The following is a 17,436-nucleotide window of genomic DNA, read 5'->3' on the forward strand; positions in this document are numbered from 1 at the left end:
GCCCGCATCCTCCTTGCCCTCCCCCTCTGGGGAGGGCTGGGATGAGGGCACCGGACGCATCCACAGCAGCAGGCCTGTCCACGGAGGCGTGCGGCAGCCCTGGGCCGGCCGTTGAGGCGCCGCCGAGCAGCGCAGCGGCAGGCGGATCAGGGCTCGCGACTGTTTGAGCGAAGCGAGTTTGAGCAGACCGCCTGACGCGAGCAGCGCAGGGCAGCCGCGAAGCGGCCGGCGACGTCGGCCGGCCCAGGGCATGCCGCACGCCTCCGCACCCCCGCGCGATCAAAGCTCGGCACTTCGTCATGGCCCTAATTGGGGGCACGCGCATTGCCCTGGTGCGCCCCCGTAAAAACCCGCCCCTTCTGGCCCTTCAACTGGCCGACACGTGGATCTTCGCCGGCGCCCGCCCTGGGCCTATCTTCGGCATCGAGGCCGGCAACGGCCGCAGACGCTTTTCCCCCAGTCGACTTTCACGAGGTCACGCATGCCCACCTTCACGTTCACACGCCGAGCTGCCATGCTGTCGGCCACCCTGGCCGCCGCCGGCGCGCTGCTCGCGACACCCGCCGCAGCTGCCGCCGCCGACGAAGCCCCCAAGCGCGGCGGCACGCTGGTGCTGGGCAACACCCAGACCCCGCGGCACCTCAACGGCGCGGTGCAGTCGGGCATCGCGACCGCCGTGCCTTCGACCCAGATCTTCGCCAGCCCGCTGCGCTTCGACGACAAGTGGAATCCGCAGCCCTACCTGGCCGAGTCGTGGAAGCTGGCCGAGGACGGCAAGTCGCTCACACTCAACCTGCGCAAGAACGCCGTGTTCCACGACGGCAAGCCCGTCACCTCGGCCGACGTCGCCTTCTCGATCATGGCGATCAAGGCCAACCACCCCTTCACCACCATGATGGGCCCGGTGGAGAAGGTGGACACGCCCGACCCCCACACCGCCATCATCCGCATGAGCACGCCGCACCCGGCGATCGTGCTGGCGATGTCGCCGGCCCTCTGCCCCATCCTGCCCAAGCACATCTACGGCGACGGCCAGGACCTCAAGACCCATCCGCGCAACAGCACCGACATGGTGGGCTCGGGCCCCTTCAAGCTGGTCGAGTTCAAGCCGGGCCAGCGCATCGTGATGGAGCGCTTCGACAAGTTCTTCCTCCCCGGCAAGCCCTACCTCGACAAGGTGATCGTCAACATCACGCCCGACATGGCCAGCCTGATGCTCGGCCTGGAGCGCGGCGACGTGCAGATGCTGCCCTTCGCGAGCGTGCCCACCGACCTCAAGCGCCTGGCGACCAACCCGCAGGTCGCGCTCACGCCCAAGGGCTACGAGGGCATCGGCGCCCTCAACTGGCTGGCCTTCAACCTGACGAAGAAGCCGCTGTCGGACGTGCAGGTGCGCAAGGCCATCGCCACCGCGATCGACAAGAACTTCATCACCAAGGCACTGATGGCCGGCTTCGCGACGCCGGCCGACGGCCCCATCGTGGCCAGCAGCCCCTTCGCCGTTCCGGACCTGGTGCGCTACCCGGTGGACCTGAAGAAAGCCGCCGAGATGCTGGACGCCGCCGGCTACAAGGCCGGCGCGGGCGGCGAGCGCTTCAAGCTCACCATCGACTACCTGCCCGGCGCCGACGATCAGCAGAAGACGGTGGCCGAGTACATCCGCGGCCAGCTCAAGAAGGTCGGCATCGCGGTCGAGGTGCGCGCCTCGGCCGACTTCCCGGCCTGGGCCAAGCGCATGGCCTCGCACGACTTCGACATGTCGATGGACCTGGTCTTCAACTGGGGCGACCCCATCATCGGCGTACACCGCACCTACCTCTCGACCAACATCAAGCCGGTGGTCTGGACCAATACGCAGTCCTACAGCAACCCGAAGGTGGACGAGCTGCTCAACACTGCCGGCGGCATCATCGACCCGGTCAAGCGCAAGGCCTACTACGCCACCTTCGAGAAGATCGTGACCGACGAGCTGCCCATCGTCTTCATCAACCAGGTGCCCTATCACACGGCCGTGAGCAAGAAGCTGGCGAACGTGCCGGCCAGCATCTGGGGGCCGATGTCGCCCTACGACGAGGTGTACTTCAAGTAGGCAGGAGCGACGACCATGCCGCGCTACATCGCATCGCGCCTGCTGCAGGGCCTGGCCCTGGTGCTGGCGGTGGTGATCCTCAACTTCGTGCTGGTGCACGCCGCGCCCGGCGATCCGGTGGAGACCATCGCCGGCGCCAGCGGCGGCATGTCGCCCGAACTCATGGCGCAGCTGCGCACGCAGTACGGGCTGGACCGCCCGCTGCCGGTGCAGCTGGGCGTCTACCTCGGCAAGGTGCTGCAGGGCGACCTGGGCTACTCCTACTTCTTCAACCTGCCCGTCACCTCGCTGATCGCCGAGCGCGTGCCCGCCACGCTGCTGCTGGTGCTGAGTTCGGTGCTGCTGGCCTTTCTGGTCGGCACCGCGCTCGGTGTGCTGTCCTCGCGCAAGCCCAACGGCGCGCTGTCGCAGTTCATCACCGTGCTGTCGATGGTGGGCTTCGCGGCGCCGGTGTTCTGGGTGGGGATCATGCTGGTGATCCTCTTCGCCTCGATCCTGCCCATCCTCCCGGTGGCCGGCATGCGCTCGGTCGACGGCTCGGGCGAAGGCATCGCGGGCGTGTTCGACGTGCTGCACCACCTGGTGCTGCCGACGGTCACGCTGGGGCTGGTGTACCTCGCGCAGTACAGCCGGCTCGCGCGCTCCTCGATGCTCGACGTGCTGGGCGCCGACTTCATCCGCACCGCGCGCGCCAAGGGCCTGGCCGAGCGCGTGGTGCTCTACAAGCATGCGCTGCGCAACGCGCTGCTGCCGGTGGTGACGGTGCTGGGCCTGCAGTTCGGCAACGTGCTGGCCGGTGCGATCCTGGTCGAGACGGTGTTCAACTGGCCCGGCCTGGGCCGGCTCGCCTTCGACTCGGTGCTGCGCCGCGACTACCCGACCATCCTCGGCGTGCTGCTGTTCTCTTCCATCGTGGTGGTGGTGATGAACCAGCTCACCGACCTGTGCTACCGCCTCATCGATCCGCGGATCAAGTCGTCATGAACAAGAGCGCCACCCTGCAACACTCGGTCGCCGCGGCCCCGCCCGCGGCCCGCCTAACGCCGAAGGTCGAGCACCCGGCACGGAGGCGCTGCGCATGTTCCCTGCAACCCTCAGCCATCGCCGGCATGGCGATGCTGCTGCTGATCCTGCTGGTCGCGATCGCCGGCCCGTGGGTCTACCCGGCTGATCCCTTCGAGATCCGCTCCGCCCCGCTCACCCCGCCCTTCAGCGAGGAGGCCTGGCTGGGCAGCGACTACCTGGGCCGCGACGTCCTCACTACGCTCATCTACGGCGGCCGCGCCACGCTGCTGGTGGGCGCGGTGGCGGCGCTGCTGTCGGTGGCGATCGGCATCACGCTGGGCGCCTTCGCCGGCTACTACGGCGGCAAGGTCGATGCCGCCCTGATGCGCCTGACGGAGTTCTTCCAGGTGCTGCCCGCCCTGCTCTTCGCGATGGTGGTGGTGACGCTGTTCTCGCCCTCGCTGGTCACCGTGACGCTGGCCATCGGCATCGTCAGCTGGACAGGCACCGCGCGGCTCACGCGCGCCGAGTTCCTCAAGTACCGCGGCCTGGAGTTCGTGCGTGCGGAGCGCGCCATCGGCGCCGGCAACGCACGCATCATCTGGAAGGTGATCCTGCCCAACGCGCTGCCGCCGCTGGTGGTGTCGGCCACGCTCGCGGTGGGCGCGGCCATCCTGTTCGAGGCCGGCCTCTCCTTCCTGGGCCTGGGCGATCCCAACCAGATGAGCTGGGGCCTGATGATCGGATCGAGCCGGCAGTACGTGCTGTCCTGCTGGTGGGCGGTGGCCTTCCCGGGCGCGGCCATCTTCTTTACCGTGCTCGCGGTCAGCCTCATCGGCGACGGCCTGAACGATGCACTCAACCCCAAGCTGAGGGAGCGCTGAGCATGCCCGCACCTTCCTCCAACCAGCCCCTGCTGCGCGTGCAGGACCTGCACGTCGAGTTCAGGACGCGCCGCGGCCAGGCCCAGGTGCTCAACGGCGTGGACTTCGAGATCCGCGGCGGCGAGACCCTCTGCGTGGTCGGCGAGTCCGGCTGCGGCAAGAGCATGACCGCGCTGGCCCTGCTGCGCCTGATCCCCTCCCCGCCCGGCCGCATCAGCGGCGGCCGCGTGCTGTTCCAGGACGAGGACCTGCTCAAGGCCGGCGACGCCCGCATGCGCGAGGTGCGCGGCAACCGCATCTCGATGATCTTCCAGGAGCCGATGACATCGCTCAACCCGGTGTTCACCGTGGGCGACCAGATCGCCGAATCGCTGCAGCTGCATGCGGGGATGAACGTGCACGCGGCACGGCTGCGCGCCATCGAGATGCTGCGGCAGGTGGGCATCCCGGCGCCGGAGCGGCGCGTCGACGAGTACCCGCACCAGCTCTCCGGCGGCATGCGCCAGCGCGTGATGATCGCGATGGCCCTGGCCTGCCGGCCCGACATCCTGATCGCCGACGAGCCCACCACCGCGCTGGACGTGACGGTGCAGGCGCAGATCTTCGACCTGCTGCGCGAGCTGCAGCGCGAGAAGGGCACGGCCATCCTGCTCATCACCCACGACATGGGCGCGGTGGCCGAGATGGCCGACCGCGTGATGGTGATGTACGCCGGCCGCGTGATCGAGCAAGGCACCACCGCCCAGGTTCTGGGCGAGCCGAGCCACCCCTACACCCGTGGCCTGATCGAGTGCCTGCCCGAGCTGGGCAGCAGCACGGCCAGCGAGGAGCGCGAGGCCCTGCCCGAGATCGCCGGCATGGTGCCCTCGATCTGGGAGCTGGGCAGCGGCTGCGCCTTCCGCGAGCGCTGCCCGCATGCCATGGAGCGCTGCGCGACCGAGGTGCCGCCCATGTTCGAGGTGCCGAGCGCCGTCGTTCCCCTGCACGCGGCGATGCCGCATGGCGCGGCCTGCTGGCTGCACGCGGCGCCGCAGCCGCACAAGTTGAAGGAGGCTGCATGAGCTTGATGGATGCCGATACGCTGCTGTCGGTCAACGATCTCAAAGTCCACTTCCCGCGCGGCAAGGCCGGCTGGGGCCGCCCCGCCGAAGTGGTGAAGGCGGTGGACGGCGTGTCCTTCCAGGTCCGGCGCGGCAGTACGCTGGCCGTGGTGGGCGAATCGGGCTCGGGCAAGACCACCACCGCGCTGGCGGTGATGCGGCTCGCGCCCATCACCGGCGGCCACGTGCAGCTGGGCGACACCCAGCTCGGCACGCTGGAAGGCGAGGCGCTGCGCAAGGCGCGCTCGCGCATGCAGATCATCTTCCAGGACCCCTTCTCCTCGCTCAACCCGCGCGAGCGCGCCGGCGCCGCGGTGCGTGCGCCGCTGGACCTGATGAAGATCGGCACCCCGGCCGAGCGCACGCAGCGCGTGGCCGAGCTGTTCGAGGCGGTGGGCCTGCGGCCCGAGCAGCAGCAGCTTTTTCCGCACCAGTTCTCGGGCGGCCAGCGCCAGCGCATCAACATCGCGCGGGCCCTGGCCACCAACCCCGAGCTGGTGGTGTGCGACGAGCCGGTGTCGGCGCTGGACATCGCGATCCGTGCGCAGATCCTCAACCTGCTCGCGCGCCTGCAGCGCGAGCTGGGCCTGACCTACCTCTTCATCTCGCACGACATGGCGGTGGTGGAGCACATCTGCGATGACATCGCCGTGATGTACCTGGGCCAGATCGTGGAGCGCGCGCCGCGGCGCAGCTTCTTCGCGCGGCCGCTGCATCCCTACAGCGTGGCGCTGATGTCGGCGGTGCCCACCGTCAGCGGCGGGCGCCGGCGCGCGGCGCAGCGCATCAAGCTCACGGGCGACCCGCCCAGCCCGATCGATCCGCCCGCGGGCTGCCGCTTCGCCGGCCGCTGCCCAGTGGCCGAGCCGGCCTGCAAGGCCGAGCTGCCGCCGCTGCGCGAAGTGGCGCCCGACCACTGGGTGCGCTGCCGGCGCGTCGAGATCCTGCAGGGCCAGCCGCAGCCGCCTCTGCGCCTGCAGCCGGCCTGAAACCGGCACACCATTCGCTCCTCTTCCCTCTCATCCTTTCCCCACTTCTTTCATGAGCGCCACCACCGTCTACCCCGCCCGCAAGATCATCACCATGAACCCGATGCAGCCCGAGGCCACCCACGTGGCCGTGCGCGACGGCCGGGTGCTCGCGGTCGGCACGTTGGAGGACATGCAGGCCTGGGGCGCGTTCACGCTGGACGAACGCTTCGCCGACAAGGTGCTGATGCCCGGCCTGGTCGAGGGCCACTGCCACTTGAAAGAAGGCAGCATGTGGGACTGGACGTACCTGGGCTGGTTCGACCGCCGCGACCCCGAAGGCAAGGTCTGGAGCGGCCTGCGCTCGATGGAGTCCGTGGTGGAGCGCCTGGCCGAGGTCGATGCGCAGATGAAGGCCGCGGGCCGCCCCGAGAGCGAGCCCCTGATCGCCTGGGGCTTCGACCCCATCTACTTCGGCGGCGAACGCATGACCGTCGCGCACGTCGACCGCGCGAGCAGCACCCGCCCCATCGTCATCGGCCATGCCAACGGCCACCTGATGAACGTCAACAGCGCCATGCTGCGGCTGGCCGAGATCACCCGCGACAACGAGGTCGAGGGCGTGGTCAAGTTCGCCGACGGCGAGGCGGCCGGCGAACCCACCGGCGAGCTGCAGGAGCCGGCCGCGATGTTCCTGGTGCTGCGCAAGATCGGCAACGCGGGCCTGCTGGCGCCCATGACCGAAGACGGCGTGCGCTCCTTCGGCCGCCTGGCCTGCATGCAGGGCGTGACCACCGCCACCGACCTCGTCAACAAGCTCACCGAGCAAGACTGCCGCGTGCTCGAGACCGTGACCGGCGACGAAGGCTACGCCGTGCGCATCCTGCCCGCCTTCCAGGCCTTTCATGGCACGCACGGCGCGCCGGCCGGCGCCGAGCATGTGAAGAGCCTGATGCCGCGCAACACCGACCGCCTGCGCTACGGCCTGGTGAAGATGATGCTCGACGGCTCGATCCAGGGCTTCTCGGCGCGGCTGCGCTGGCCCGGCCATTTCAACGGCGCGCCCAACGGCATCTGGGTGACGGCGCCTGCGCAGTACGAGGCCGACTTCGAGGCCTATCACCGCGCCGGCCTCACCATCCACACCCACACCAACGGCGACGAGGCCAGCGAGGCGGCCATCGACGCCATCGAGCGCGTGCTGGCCTGCGCGCCGCGGCCCGATCATCGCCACACGCTGCAGCACGGCCAGATGATCGATGCGCCGCTGTTCCGCCGCATGGCCGCGCTGGGCTTGAGCGCCAACCTCTTCGCCAACCACATCTGGTACTGGGGCGACCAGCACTACGAGATGACCATGGGCCCCGATCGCGCCAACCGGCTCGACGCCTGCGGCAGCGCGCTCGCGGCCGGCGTGCCGCTGGCCATTCACTCCGATGCGCCGGTGACGCCGCTGGGGCCGCTTTTCACGGCCTGGTGCGCGGTCAACCGCGTGACGCCCAAGGGGCGCCTGCTGGGCGCGGCCGAGCGCATCAGCGTGCCGCAAGCGCTGCGCGCCATCACCCTCGGCGCGGCCTGGACGCTGAAGCTGGACCAGGAGATCGGCAGCATCGAATGCGGCAAGCGCGCGGACTTCTGCGTGCTGGAGGAGGACCCGCTGGCGGTCGATCCGATGAAGCTCAAGGATGTGCGTGTGTGGGGCACGGTGCTGTCGGGGCGGGTGTTCGAGGCGCGGCGGGGTTGAGGTGAAGCAGCGGCTGCCGCTCACCGTCATCGGCGGTTTTCTGGGCGCCGGGAAGACCACGCTGGTCAACCGATGGCTGCGCGAGGCCGAGGGAAAGCGAATCGCGGTGCTGGTCAATGACTTCGGGGCGCTGAACATCGATGCGGCGCTGATTGTGGGGGCGAGTGGGGACACGATTGCGCTGACCAATGGATGCGTGTGCTGTCAGATCGGGGACGATCTTTCTCGGCGCTGATCCAGGTGCTGGAGTCGGGGACGCGCTTCGATGCGGTGGTGATCGGGGCGAGCGGGGTGTGGATCCTTGGCGCATCGCGCAGATGGGGATGGCGGCGCCGGAGCTGGGGCTGGAGGGGGTGATCGTGCTGGTGGACGCGGCGGCGGTGATGGGGCAGCGCGGGATCCGCTGCTGGCGGATACGCTGGAGCGGCAGGTTCGGGCGGCCGATCTGGTGGTGATCAACAAGGTCGATGGCGTGACGGCGGATGAGTTGGCGCGGGTGCGCGAATGGGTGACGGCGGTTGCGGAGCGGACGCCGCAGTACGAGACTTCGCAGGCGGAGTTGCCGAGGGTGTTGCGGGAAGGCTTGTCGTTGGCGGAGGCGCGCGAGGGGCGCGGGTGTGCGCATGCGGGCTGCGGCCATGAGGATCATGCGGACCACGAGTCGCATCTCGATCACGGCGAGTTGTTTGACACTTGGTCCTGCCAGCCGGAGCAGATCTTCGACTCGGGGACCCTGCGCGCCTGGCTGCGCGATACGCCGGCCGGGTTGCTGCGACTTAAGGGGCTTGTGCGAACCGGCGAGGCCGAATGGTCGGAGATTCAGTTCGCGGGGCGGCATGGCACGCTGCGCAAGGCCGACGCGCCGGCAAACGGAGCGGCCGTAGTGACGATTGGTTTGCGGGGTCACCTGAACGTCGCTGCGCTGGAGAAGGCCTTCTTTCAAGGCGTCTCCGCCGGCACAGGCGCTTGAACCGCAACAAAACGCCACGGAGCCGCAAATGGGTGCCGCCGAAGACAAAGGCCCCTTCACGGGGCCTTTGTTCATCCAATCGACTCAGCGACCGTCGCGGTCGGAGTCACCAGGGATTGCGCGCTCGACCTTGTCGCTCAGGCGTTGCCAGGCATCGCGCGTGGCGTGCTTGGCGCGCTCCCATTCGAGGGAAGATCGGCCTCGGGCGGTTCCCCAGTCACGACTCAGTTCGGGCTCCACATCGTCGAACCTGCGCTCGGGGTAGCGCGAATAGGCGTCGACGCCATAGCGGTATGCCGGGGCGTAGTCGTCGTACGTTGACCCACTCTCGACGTAGGGGCGTCCGGTGTAGTTGTCGCGCCAATATGCGTCCTCCTCGGCCGGGTCTGCCTTGACCGCTCGGCCGGCGAGTGCCCCGGCCACCGCTCCAACTGCCGCTCCAACGGCGGCGCCTACGGGACCGGTCATGCCGCCGACAGCCGCTCCTGCGGCCGCGCCTCCCGCCACACCGCCGGCGACGCCACCCACGGCGGCGCCAACCCCAGTCGCGGTTGCCTTGTCTTTGGGTTCGTTCCGTTCAGCCGTTGAAGTCTCCTTGGGTTAATTGGGAGAACTCAGGGTCTGCTTGCATCGACGACAAACACAGGCTCTATCGCCTGATCGGATTGAAGGGTGTGAGCGCCGCGGCATGACGGCGCGTGCCTACATGGCTGTGCGACGCGTTTCGCGCAGCACCGCGTTGATCTCGGCGCCGAAGATCAGTGTGGTCGCGCTGATGTACAGGAACACCAGCGTCGCGACCACGCCGGCGAAGCTGCCGTACAGCAACGCCAGTTTGCCGGCGGTACGCAGCGTATACGACAGGGTGGCGGCAGCCGCGACCCACAGCGCCGCACCCACCACGGCGCCGGGCATCACGGTGAGCAGCCGCTGGCGAGTGTCGGGCAGCCAGCCGTACAGCAGCGCGTACAGCATCGTCAGCACCAGGAAAGCCGAGCCGTAGCGCACGCTGTTGCGCAGCCAAGGCGCCTCTTCCCCCGCTCCCACGTTGGTCTCTAGCAGCTGCCACAGGTGCGGCATGATGATCACCGAGCTGAACGCTGCCAGGATGCCGGTGCCCACGATCACCGTGAACAGCGTGACCTTGATGCGCGCCTTCCAGAACGGCATGCCACGCTGGATGCCGTAGGAGCGATTCAGTGCTGTGCGCACCCCTTGCATGCCCGACGATGCGGTCCAGAGGGTCATCACCACGCCGATGGTCAGCAGCGCCTGGTTGCGCTGGGCCAGCACCTGGTCGATGACCGGCTGTACTGCGTCGCGCACCACCTGCGGCGCGTAGCCCATCACGCGATCGGCCAGCGCCGCTGCGTCGCCAGGCTGCCCCATGAAGCCGGCGGCGGCGGACAGCAGGATCAACAGCGGAAACATTGCAAGCACCCACGAGAACGCCAGGCTCCCGGCCTGGTTGGCGCTCTGGTGCAGGATGTAGTTGCGGATGGCCAGCACGATGACGCGCAGGCCCGGCGTGGAGATCGCGGCGTGCTGCACGCGGTGCCAGGCATTGCTGAGGCGGCTCATGGGGTGTCTTGCCAAGGTGTTCTGCCTGCACGTGGAGCGAGGGAATCGGTCGGCATCGATGTTCACCTGGTTGGTGTCAGGACACGGCGCGCAGTTGCGAGGTCCGTGTTGCATAGAGGCGCGGGTGCACACACGCGGGCTACGGTCATGAGGGACGAGCTGGCCGATATCCTGAGTTGGGATATTTGCGGCCCCGTTGTACTTTCGCTCGCGTGTCGCGCAAACCCCTCACCCCACTCCACATTGCATTACTGCGTGGCATCGCGCTCGAATGCCTCCCCTTGATCATGACGGACGATCGCGATTTCGAGGTCGTCAGCCTTTTGGTGCACGCTGGCTTCCTAAGAGCAACCATGCAGGTCGTTCTGGATCCTGTGGGGGGTGGCCCGCAGGTAGGCCTTGTTGTTGGCGACATAACCCGGTCGGGCCGGATGGCACTACGGCGCAGAGGCCCGAGCAGTGCTTAGCTTGCGCCCGTGTCGACCCAGGTTCGTTCGGCTTGCTATTTCTTTTGCGTCCCTGATTGCGCAGGCTTCACCGGGTTTTCCGCAGTCGCCGGAGTCTTGGACGGCTCGCCCGTCATAGGCGCAGCGCCGGTCGCCGTCACTGCGGGAGACTGGGTCTGCACTGCCGCTGCAGCAGCTCCATACCAGGTCTTGACTCCCCGATGCCCGGCGCATGCGTCGGACCGCTTCGCGGCACTCGAATAGGTTCCGTCCTTGCATTGCGCCGTACTGCCAGCCGGCGCCTTCGCTGGCGCCTGTGCTTGCGCGGCGAAACAAAAAAGGGATGAGCAGATGAGAAGAACCGGTCGACAACGCATGACTGAACTCCTTGGCGCTTTCGGTGTGCGGTTCCTTCTTGCTCTGATGAGAAATCAGCGGCGACAGTCTTGCTTGCCGGTTCACGTAGGACATCCGGCAGGCCGCGAGGCTTCGAGTTCGATCCAACGCTTGCCCGGTGCGGTGAAAACCAGAAACGGTCTATCTCGCCTGCGGAGTGCCGCGTCCCGTCTTTGCCTGCAATTCGTCGATGCGCCGAGAAGCCTCGGCCTTGGTGAGCGTCTCGTCAAAGTCTTCCTTGGCTTCCTCCGACAGGGTCTTGAGATAGGAGCGCTGGGCCCCCGTCATCGGCTCGTCACCAGTCACCCAGTCCTTCGGGTCCTTCTCCATGTTGCTCTCTGCGGCGTGCGCCTGGATTGTCTTGTCCGTCATCTGCGGGCTCCTTGGAGGTTGAGGAAAGTGACTGTATAAAAAACCAGTTCTAGACCATGTCGGACGACTTCCCTACATTGCGCGAGCCCTGAAAGAATGGATGGCTACCCTCGGCCGTGCCAAGCCGACCACCGGCAGATGACCCTCACCGCGTCACCATCGGTCGAAACACTGACCGAACTCAACATCGTCGACCTGCTCGATTCGGCAGGCCTGTTGCGCCTCCGTGGCACGCCTTTGTCCCACTTGTTTCGCCCTGCAGCCCGCCGCTTCGCCCGGACTGCGCACGAGTTCGACACTCGCGTCGGCGAACATGGCCTTGCGCAGGGCAGCGCGTGGCTGATGAGCCGGATGACTGCCGGCATCGCCACCTCCGGCCTGGAACACGTTCCGCCGCAAGGCCCTGTGATCATTCTGGCCAACCACCCCGGCATGACTGACACGGTCGCACTCTTCACCAGTCTCGCGTCCCGCCCGGACCTTCGTGTGATTGCCTCGGATCGCCCGTTCCTTCGCGCCTTGCCCAACGTCGCGCGGCAACTGATCTTTCTGCCGGATGAGGAAAGCGGGCGCATGGCGGTCATACGAACCGCCGCCAGGCATTTGCAGGAAGGTGGCGCTCTGCTGACCTTCCCGGCCGGAGAGATCGAGCCCGACCCCGCCACCTTTGGTCCGCAGCGGGCAGCGGCGTCCTTGCAAACCTGGTCCAGCAGCTACACCCTGTTCGCCCGGCTGGCTCCCCGAACGCAGTTCGTGCCCGCGCTCGTGAGCCACGTCATCTCGCCGGATGCACAGAGGCATCCGCTCACGCTGTTGCGCCGCACGCCGCGCAACAAGGAGAAGCTCGCTGCAGCGTTGCAGGTGGCGCTGCCACGCTACCGCAATCGGGTCGCCAAGGTCACCTTCGGCAAGTCGTTGAACGCAGGATCAGACGGCGCGCAGGCGCTCGGCGCTTCCATCGCAGCGCAGATGCGCTGCCTCATCTTTGCGGACGAGTCGGGCCCATGGAGCTTGGCGCAAAATCCCATGCATGCTTGACAGGAGCGCATCTGCTGCAGCAGCGCACGAGCACCTTGCGCGCGCTGCAGAAAGGCACGACCGGCGGCACTGGATGCTCGCCCTCGTTGTCAGCGCGCTCGCTATCCCGCACGGCGCCGGCGCGCAAACCCGTGCCCGCATGCCACGGATCGGCGTTCTTTCGTACGCTGCCGCGCCTTCCGGCACCAGCCAGGACCCACGCTTCGTCGGCTTCACGCAAGGGCTGCGAGAACTCGGCTATGCGGAAAAGGCAAACATCCTGATCGAGCAGCGCTTCGCGGACAGTCGGCCCGAGCGCCTCGCGGCGCAAGCTGCGGACCTGGTGCAATTGAACGTCGACGTCCTGGTCGCGTTTGCCCCGGCGGCGCGCGAGGCTGCACGCAAGGCGACCAGCACCATCCCCATCGTGACGGTGTCCGGGAGCGACCCGGTGCGCGAAGGCTGGGCGCAGAGCTTGGCGCGCCCCGGTGGCAATGTCACCGGCTTGACTGTCGTTTACCCCGAGCTCGTCCCGAAGTGCCTCGAGGTTCTGAAGGAAGCTTTTCCGGCCGTCGTCCGAGTGGCCATGCTCATCGATCCCGCCGAAATCGTCGACGCCAAGGAGGTCGTGCAGGAGACGGAAGCCGGCGCCCAGCGACTGGGCCTGCAACTTCAAGTCATCGAGGTGCGTGGACCGAGCGACTTCGACGCGGCGTTCAGGCTCGCGCGAGAGCGCAACGCGCAAGCGCTCTTTGCGGTCGCGTTCGTGGCGCACCGCGCGCGCCTCGCAGCGCTCGCCCTGCACGACAAGCTGCTGTCGATCAGCGAATTTCCTTTGATGACGCAAGCGGGCTTTCTCATGTGCTACGGCGCGGACCTCAGCGACCTGGGTCGACGTTGCGTCGCGCAGGTAGACAAGATCCTCAAGGGAGCGCGCCCCGGCGACCTACCCATCGAACGGCCGACAAAGTTCCAGTTGAGCATTAACCTCAAGACCGCGAAGGCATTGGGCATCACGGTCCCGCGTGCGATCCTGCTGCGGGCCGATGAAGTGGTCGAATGACAGGACCTACGCTCGAGGCAACCCGTACTCCGCGGAGAGCGTCAGTTCGCCTTCGGCAATGAATTCGACGATCTCTTCGAGCGATGCCTTGACCGATCCGGACAACATCAGGCGCTGCTCGATGGTCACGGACGAGACGAGCATCTCCCGACCGCCAATGGACAGCGCGGGACGCACCCGCAAAAGTGCCGCGTCGATGACCGACGTGATGTAGTCGGAAAGACGATCGGTAATCGCATCCTTGACCGCCTTGCAGCGATCCACGAGCTCCACGGCGGCTTGCTTGAGCAGTGCGTCGACCTTCTGGACAAGTTCGGCAGCGGCTTGCCTGCCTTCCCGGCGTGCCTTGAGCAACGCGGCTTCGGTCGCGTCCCATACCTCATCGATCCAGCGCCGGACGTCGTCCGTCAAGGGAGCGCCAAGGCCGGTGGTGCCCGCGCCGACCGTCGTGCCCGACGCGTGCGCGGCTTCCAGGGCCCTCTCGAAAATGTCCTCGCCGAGGACGACCAGCATCTTCATGACGTATTCCTTTCAATAAAAACCCATGACATCCCACCCATGGCCGTGCTGCACGAAGAAGTTGCAGCCGCACGTTTCGAGCGCTGCGACGGCCTCCTGGACCAGGCCCTCATCGCCATCGCCGTGGGCCGTCTGGAACAGCGCGGTTGCAATGGTGCGCCGCTGATCGGGCGCCTCCGCGGTGAGCGACCAGAAATCGCTGCTGCTCAATCGCCGAGCCAGCGCTTCGTCGAAGAACACCGCACTCGCCAGCGCGCTCATGGCCTTGCGCCGTCGCTCCTGGTCGACGGACTCGGACACCAGGGCTTCGGCCATCGTCCGGACCTGCTCGACCACAGGCATCGCATCGACCGGTTCGCCGTCCAGTTCCCATTGCCTGGATTGGTCGATCCAGTCGATCGCCTGGCGCGCAGCAGGCCTGCCCGAGGCCATGTGGTCGCGCTCGGCGCGAACGAGGCCTTCAGGATAGAGCCGCATCCGCACGATTTCGGCCAGCTCCTTGGCCAAATCGGGACGAACGTCGAGCAAGGTCTGCACCTCCACGGTCGTTCCCCGCAGCTCGAACCAGTCGTCGCAACGCACCGCGAACAAGTGCCACCCCGACACGCCAAGCTCCTTCGTCGCAATTCCAGCAAGATCGATGATGCGCGTGACCTCCATGCGCGTCGGACCGCCACGCTCGACAAGGCCGGCCAGGTGTTCGGCCGACTCGCGGGACAAGGAGGTTCCCCAGACATTCATGCTGGAGCCGCCTTCCATGTGATGTTCCGTGGTGCGCAACAGGAGCAGGAGTCTTCCGCTGCCATTCACCGGGTCGATGCAGAGGTGAAAGCTCGCCTTCATCCGGCCGATGGGTAGAAAGCTGCCGAGCACCAGCAGCTGATTCGCGAAGCCCGCGAGCGTTCCGTGATGATCCGATGCCTTTGACTTCAAGGCCTCATCGATGCGCTTCCGCAGTTCGGCGATCACCCTGTCGCCGGTCGACTCGTCTTTCTCCGCAGGCCTCGGCCGGCCTTCGATCCAATGGATGGACGTCGCGTCGTTGTCGTCCGCACGAGCCTGGATGACGATCTCGATGTCGTCGGCGCTCAACGCCGACAGGCGCCGAACCCAATCCGCCATGCCCGCTGCCGCAGCTTCCGTGAAGTCCTGGAGGGGCAAGCCCAGGTTCGGGACGGAAGAGACGAGGTCATAACGGGTGGCGTGCAACAGGGCCCGGAAGATCTCGGTTCCGTTGATGCGACGCTTCAAGGTCTTCCTCCAGTTCGCGCACACCGCCCGAACAGCGAGGTAGCCCAGCAGGTAAGGCGTCTTGCCCACTCGAAATGCGGACAGAAGGCGCTCGGCACCGCGTTGCCGCACCGCCGCCGCCGAACGGGTCTGGAACTCGTCCAGAAGCTTGCGCCTGGCCTCCACCGTCTCGGCACCCGACTGCCGAAGCACCCGATGATCCTCACCCACGGAGCGTTCGAAATCGACGAGATTGAGGAGCGCATCGTTGACCGGGTCGATCAACCGATCGTCCTGCAACGGATCCGCGGACGTCTCGCCGAACACCGCCAGGCCTTCCAGCCAGGGCGCCCAGACATCCTGGACGACGCGAATCCTGGTTGCCAGTTCAAGCGAAAGCAAGACATCGAGCGAGGCGGCCGCATCGTTCGGTCGAAGCGGTGCGAGTCCGTGCCTCGCGAACAGGCTGCCGGCATCGGAGCCTTCGACCTCCGGGCTGGCATGCGGAAGCCAGGATGCCACGCCCATGATGAGTGCCGCGGCGCGCATGCTCGTCAACACGATGCCGATGCCGCCGAGGAAGCTCAGCACGTGCGTCACCTCATGGGTCAGGACCAGAAGGTTGAGGTCGAAATCGCGCTCACGCAAGAACGAACGGTGATGCGGGATCACGTGCCGATAGGCGTGGTGGTCAATCGTCCAATGGTTCCAGTCGGCGATCGCCTGTTCCCTGTTCCCCGCGGGCTCCAGTGCCGCCCTGGCGTCCTCGAGCTGTAACCACGGGCTTCCGGGGCCGTAGAGCAAGACGATTCGTTGCAGCCATTCATTGGCGGGCGTCCTCTGGACGCGCTTCTGCCAGACGCTTGGCGGGAGTTCTCCCGGCCTGGCGAATTGCCCCACGATCCGGGCCAGGGAGCCCATCATGGGCTGATCGTCGAATGCATCCATCAGGGTGCCCGCAATTCCCACGCGCTGGTCGGGAGGCAGGGCGGCCATGATCTCGATGGCATCCTCGACTTCGCCGAAGGCTTCCTTGAGGCGATCGGGTTCCGGGCCGGCGGCAGCGACGACGGCGCGTGCGTAGAGGGCGTGGCAAGCGGCCGTTTGCGCCGGGTTCCGCACTGCGGCAGCAAGCCGCATGCCCTCGATGGCGGTTCTCCGGGTTTCGGGGCTCGAAGGACGGCCGAGGCTCGCCGCGGCGTGCGCCAGGTTTGCGGCGAGACCCAACTGCGCCTTGATCTCCATGAGGCGCGCAAGCTCGCGCAGGGAGATCATCAGGTCGTCTATGTCCTCGTCCTCCCGATCCGGGAGCATCCAGCGGCTCAGCAGGAACAGGCAACGGACCGGCTCGACGATGAGGCGCCTGTCGTCGCCTTCGAGATCGAAGGGTAGCGTCTCCAGCAAGAGCGGGAGGGCCGTGACCGCGTCTGGCATTGCTCCGGTCTCTTGCCACTCGGCAACGATCTCGCTCAGCCAATTGCGCCAATTGCCTATGGGGATGCCGGCAGACGGGTTCGACTCGGGCGTCGAGACATCCTCGTTCTCGGGTAGCGACGGCAAGAAGGAAACGACTCTCGAGACGTTTTGAAGGATCAAGTCAGCAGTCATCGCCGCATCGAAGGCGCCAATCACGACAGGACGGATCCGCCGGTACCACAGCTCGATGAGCTTGCGGTCGGCCTCGGCCAGCTCTCCCTTGGTAACGGAGCCCTCCGCAAGTGCAAACTCAATGTCCATGCCGTCGCCGGCCAGACAAAAACGCGCCGGGGGACTCACAAGGAATCGAAAGGACAGGCACCCGGTGTGCCCGGGATGGCCGGCCCTCGCGCCGGGCTGGTCGGCTTCGCGTCGCATGGCGACCAGTGCCGCCAAGCAATCTTCGACCGTGCGCGCCGCATCGAGAAGGTGCTCGACGTCCGCTGACAACGTCACGAAGTTCTGATCGGATGGACCTCCCGGGGGAAATCGAAGCATTGGATCTTCCACGAAGAGCGACACCAAAGTATTGCTGAATGCCAACCTTTGCGCCAGCGGCCTGGCGTCCGCCGAGTG

General features: G+C 67.0%; 17 protein-coding genes. 11 read left to right on the plus strand and 6 right to left on the minus strand.

The window, feature by feature from the left end:
- The first annotated feature begins 481 nt into the window (after window positions 1-481).
- Genes GXN78_RS24590 through GXN78_RS42250 form a run of 9 tightly spaced genes read left to right on the plus strand, consistent with a single transcriptional unit; the run spans window position 482 to window position 8,760 of the window.
- Window positions 482-2,089: an ABC transporter substrate-binding protein gene (locus GXN78_RS24590; RefSeq protein WP_106559073.1), complete on the plus strand. Its 1,608-nt coding sequence runs from the start codon at window positions 482-484 to the stop codon at window positions 2,087-2,089.
- Between the two features lie 15 nt (window positions 2,090-2,104).
- Window positions 2,105-3,073, plus strand: a complete 969-nt coding sequence (locus tag GXN78_RS24595; RefSeq protein ID WP_106559074.1) for an ABC transporter permease — start codon at window positions 2,105-2,107, stop codon at window positions 3,071-3,073.
- A complete protein-coding gene (locus GXN78_RS24600; protein WP_164255722.1) occupies window positions 3,070-3,978 on the plus strand; it encodes an ABC transporter permease in 909 nt (302 codons plus the stop codon). Before GXN78_RS24595 ends, GXN78_RS24600 begins: the two co-directional genes overlap by 4 nt.
- Window positions 3,979-3,980: 2 nt before the next feature.
- On the plus strand, window positions 3,981-5,039 hold the full coding sequence (locus GXN78_RS24605; RefSeq protein WP_106559076.1) for an ABC transporter ATP-binding protein: 1,059 nt from the start codon (window positions 3,981-3,983) through the stop codon (window positions 5,037-5,039).
- Window positions 5,036-6,067 (plus strand): oligopeptide/dipeptide ABC transporter ATP-binding protein, encoded by a 1,032-nt coding sequence (locus GXN78_RS24610; RefSeq protein WP_106559077.1) that lies wholly within the window; start codon window positions 5,036-5,038, stop codon window positions 6,065-6,067. Before GXN78_RS24605 ends, GXN78_RS24610 begins: the two co-directional genes overlap by 4 nt.
- A gap of 52 nt (window positions 6,068-6,119) precedes the next feature.
- Window positions 6,120-7,790, plus strand: coding sequence for an amidohydrolase (locus GXN78_RS24615; RefSeq protein WP_106559078.1), 1,671 nt, complete (start codon window positions 6,120-6,122; stop codon window positions 7,788-7,790).
- A gap of 1 nt (window position 7,791) precedes the next feature.
- Complete coding sequence (locus GXN78_RS42240; RefSeq protein WP_343231026.1) at window positions 7,792-8,025, plus strand: GTP-binding protein; 234 nt, start codon at window positions 7,792-7,794, stop codon at window positions 8,023-8,025.
- 58 nt (window positions 8,026-8,083) lie between these two features.
- Window positions 8,084-8,245, plus strand: a complete 162-nt coding sequence (locus GXN78_RS42245; RefSeq protein ID WP_343231027.1) for a hypothetical protein — start codon at window positions 8,084-8,086, stop codon at window positions 8,243-8,245.
- Window positions 8,242-8,760: a GTP-binding protein gene (locus GXN78_RS42250; RefSeq protein ID WP_343231028.1), complete on the plus strand. Its 519-nt coding sequence runs from the start codon at window positions 8,242-8,244 to the stop codon at window positions 8,758-8,760. The genes GXN78_RS42245 and GXN78_RS42250 overlap by 4 nt, the downstream gene beginning before the upstream one ends.
- Before the next feature lie 84 nt (window positions 8,761-8,844).
- Here GXN78_RS42250 and GXN78_RS24625 read toward each other — a convergent pair whose 3' ends face one another.
- The 4 genes from GXN78_RS24625 to GXN78_RS24640 form a co-directional block, all read right to left on the minus strand.
- The gene (locus GXN78_RS24625) at window positions 8,845-9,288 is read right to left on the minus strand and encodes a hypothetical protein (RefSeq protein ID WP_106559080.1); all 444 of its coding nucleotides are present in this window, start codon (window positions 9,286-9,288) and stop codon (window positions 8,845-8,847) included.
- 174 nt (window positions 9,289-9,462) lie between these two features.
- Window positions 9,463-10,341, minus strand: coding sequence for a YihY/virulence factor BrkB family protein (locus GXN78_RS24630; RefSeq protein WP_164255725.1), 879 nt, complete (start codon window positions 10,339-10,341; stop codon window positions 9,463-9,465).
- 502 nt (window positions 10,342-10,843) lie between these two features.
- On the minus strand, window positions 10,844-11,164 hold the full coding sequence (locus GXN78_RS42000; protein ID WP_106559082.1) for a DUF3761 domain-containing protein: 321 nt from the start codon (window positions 11,162-11,164) through the stop codon (window positions 10,844-10,846).
- Window positions 11,165-11,324: 160 nt separating this feature from the next.
- Entirely contained in the window at window positions 11,325-11,555 is a 231-nt protein-coding gene (locus tag GXN78_RS24640) for a DUF3072 domain-containing protein (RefSeq protein ID WP_106559083.1), read from the minus strand.
- A 138-nt stretch (window positions 11,556-11,693) separates the two neighbouring features.
- On the opposite strand from GXN78_RS24640, the gene GXN78_RS24645 reads away from it, so the two are divergent.
- Window positions 11,694-12,593: a 1-acyl-sn-glycerol-3-phosphate acyltransferase gene (locus tag GXN78_RS24645; protein WP_164255727.1), complete on the plus strand. Its 900-nt coding sequence runs from the start codon at window positions 11,694-11,696 to the stop codon at window positions 12,591-12,593.
- A gap of 139 nt (window positions 12,594-12,732) precedes the next feature.
- Complete coding sequence (locus GXN78_RS24650; protein ID WP_239142926.1) at window positions 12,733-13,635, plus strand: ABC transporter substrate-binding protein; 903 nt, start codon at window positions 12,733-12,735, stop codon at window positions 13,633-13,635.
- 6 nt (window positions 13,636-13,641) lie between these two features.
- Here GXN78_RS24650 and GXN78_RS24655 read toward each other — a convergent pair whose 3' ends face one another.
- Both GXN78_RS24655 and GXN78_RS24660 read right to left on the minus strand, forming a co-directional pair.
- Window positions 13,642-14,154, minus strand: coding sequence for a hypothetical protein (locus GXN78_RS24655; protein WP_106559086.1), 513 nt, complete (start codon window positions 14,152-14,154; stop codon window positions 13,642-13,644).
- A 12-nt stretch (window positions 14,155-14,166) separates the two neighbouring features.
- Complete coding sequence (locus GXN78_RS24660) at window positions 14,167-17,403, minus strand: hypothetical protein (RefSeq protein ID WP_146163118.1); 3,237 nt, start codon at window positions 17,401-17,403, stop codon at window positions 14,167-14,169.
- Between the last annotated feature and the right edge of the window lie 33 nt (window positions 17,404-17,436).

It is taken from the genome of Variovorax sp. WS11, from assembly GCF_010499245.1.
Lineage (GTDB): Bacteria > Pseudomonadota > Gammaproteobacteria > Burkholderiales > Burkholderiaceae_C > Variovorax.

Bases quoted from the DNA above. Each gene is read 5' to 3' on its own strand.
- GXN78_RS24630 (WP_164255725.1), bottom strand. From the start codon at position 10,341: ATGAGCCGCCTCAGCAATGCCTGGCACCGCGTGCAGCACGCCGCGATC.
- GXN78_RS24645 (WP_164255727.1), top strand. From the start codon at position 11,694: ATGACCCTCACCGCGTCACCATCGGTCGAAACACTGACCGAACTCAAC.
- GXN78_RS24600 (WP_164255722.1), top strand. From the start codon at position 3,070: ATGAACAAGAGCGCCACCCTGCAACACTCGGTCGCCGCGGCCCCGCCC.
- GXN78_RS24605 (WP_106559076.1), top strand. From the start codon at position 3,981: ATGCCCGCACCTTCCTCCAACCAGCCCCTGCTGCGCGTGCAGGACCTG.
- GXN78_RS24590 (WP_106559073.1), top strand. From the start codon at position 482: ATGCCCACCTTCACGTTCACACGCCGAGCTGCCATGCTGTCGGCCACC.
- GXN78_RS24595 (WP_106559074.1), top strand. From the start codon at position 2,105: ATGCCGCGCTACATCGCATCGCGCCTGCTGCAGGGCCTGGCCCTGGTG.
- GXN78_RS24655 (WP_106559086.1), bottom strand. From the start codon at position 14,154: ATGAAGATGCTGGTCGTCCTCGGCGAGGACATTTTCGAGAGGGCCCTG.
- GXN78_RS24615 (WP_106559078.1), top strand. From the start codon at position 6,120: ATGAGCGCCACCACCGTCTACCCCGCCCGCAAGATCATCACCATGAAC.
- GXN78_RS24640 (WP_106559083.1), bottom strand. From the start codon at position 11,555: ATGACGGACAAGACAATCCAGGCGCACGCCGCAGAGAGCAACATGGAG.
- GXN78_RS42000 (WP_106559082.1), bottom strand. From the start codon at position 11,164: ATGCGTTGTCGACCGGTTCTTCTCATCTGCTCATCCCTTTTTTGTTTC.
- GXN78_RS24610 (WP_106559077.1), top strand. From the start codon at position 5,036: ATGAGCTTGATGGATGCCGATACGCTGCTGTCGGTCAACGATCTCAAA.
- GXN78_RS24650 (WP_239142926.1), top strand. From the start codon at position 12,733: ATGCCACGGATCGGCGTTCTTTCGTACGCTGCCGCGCCTTCCGGCACC.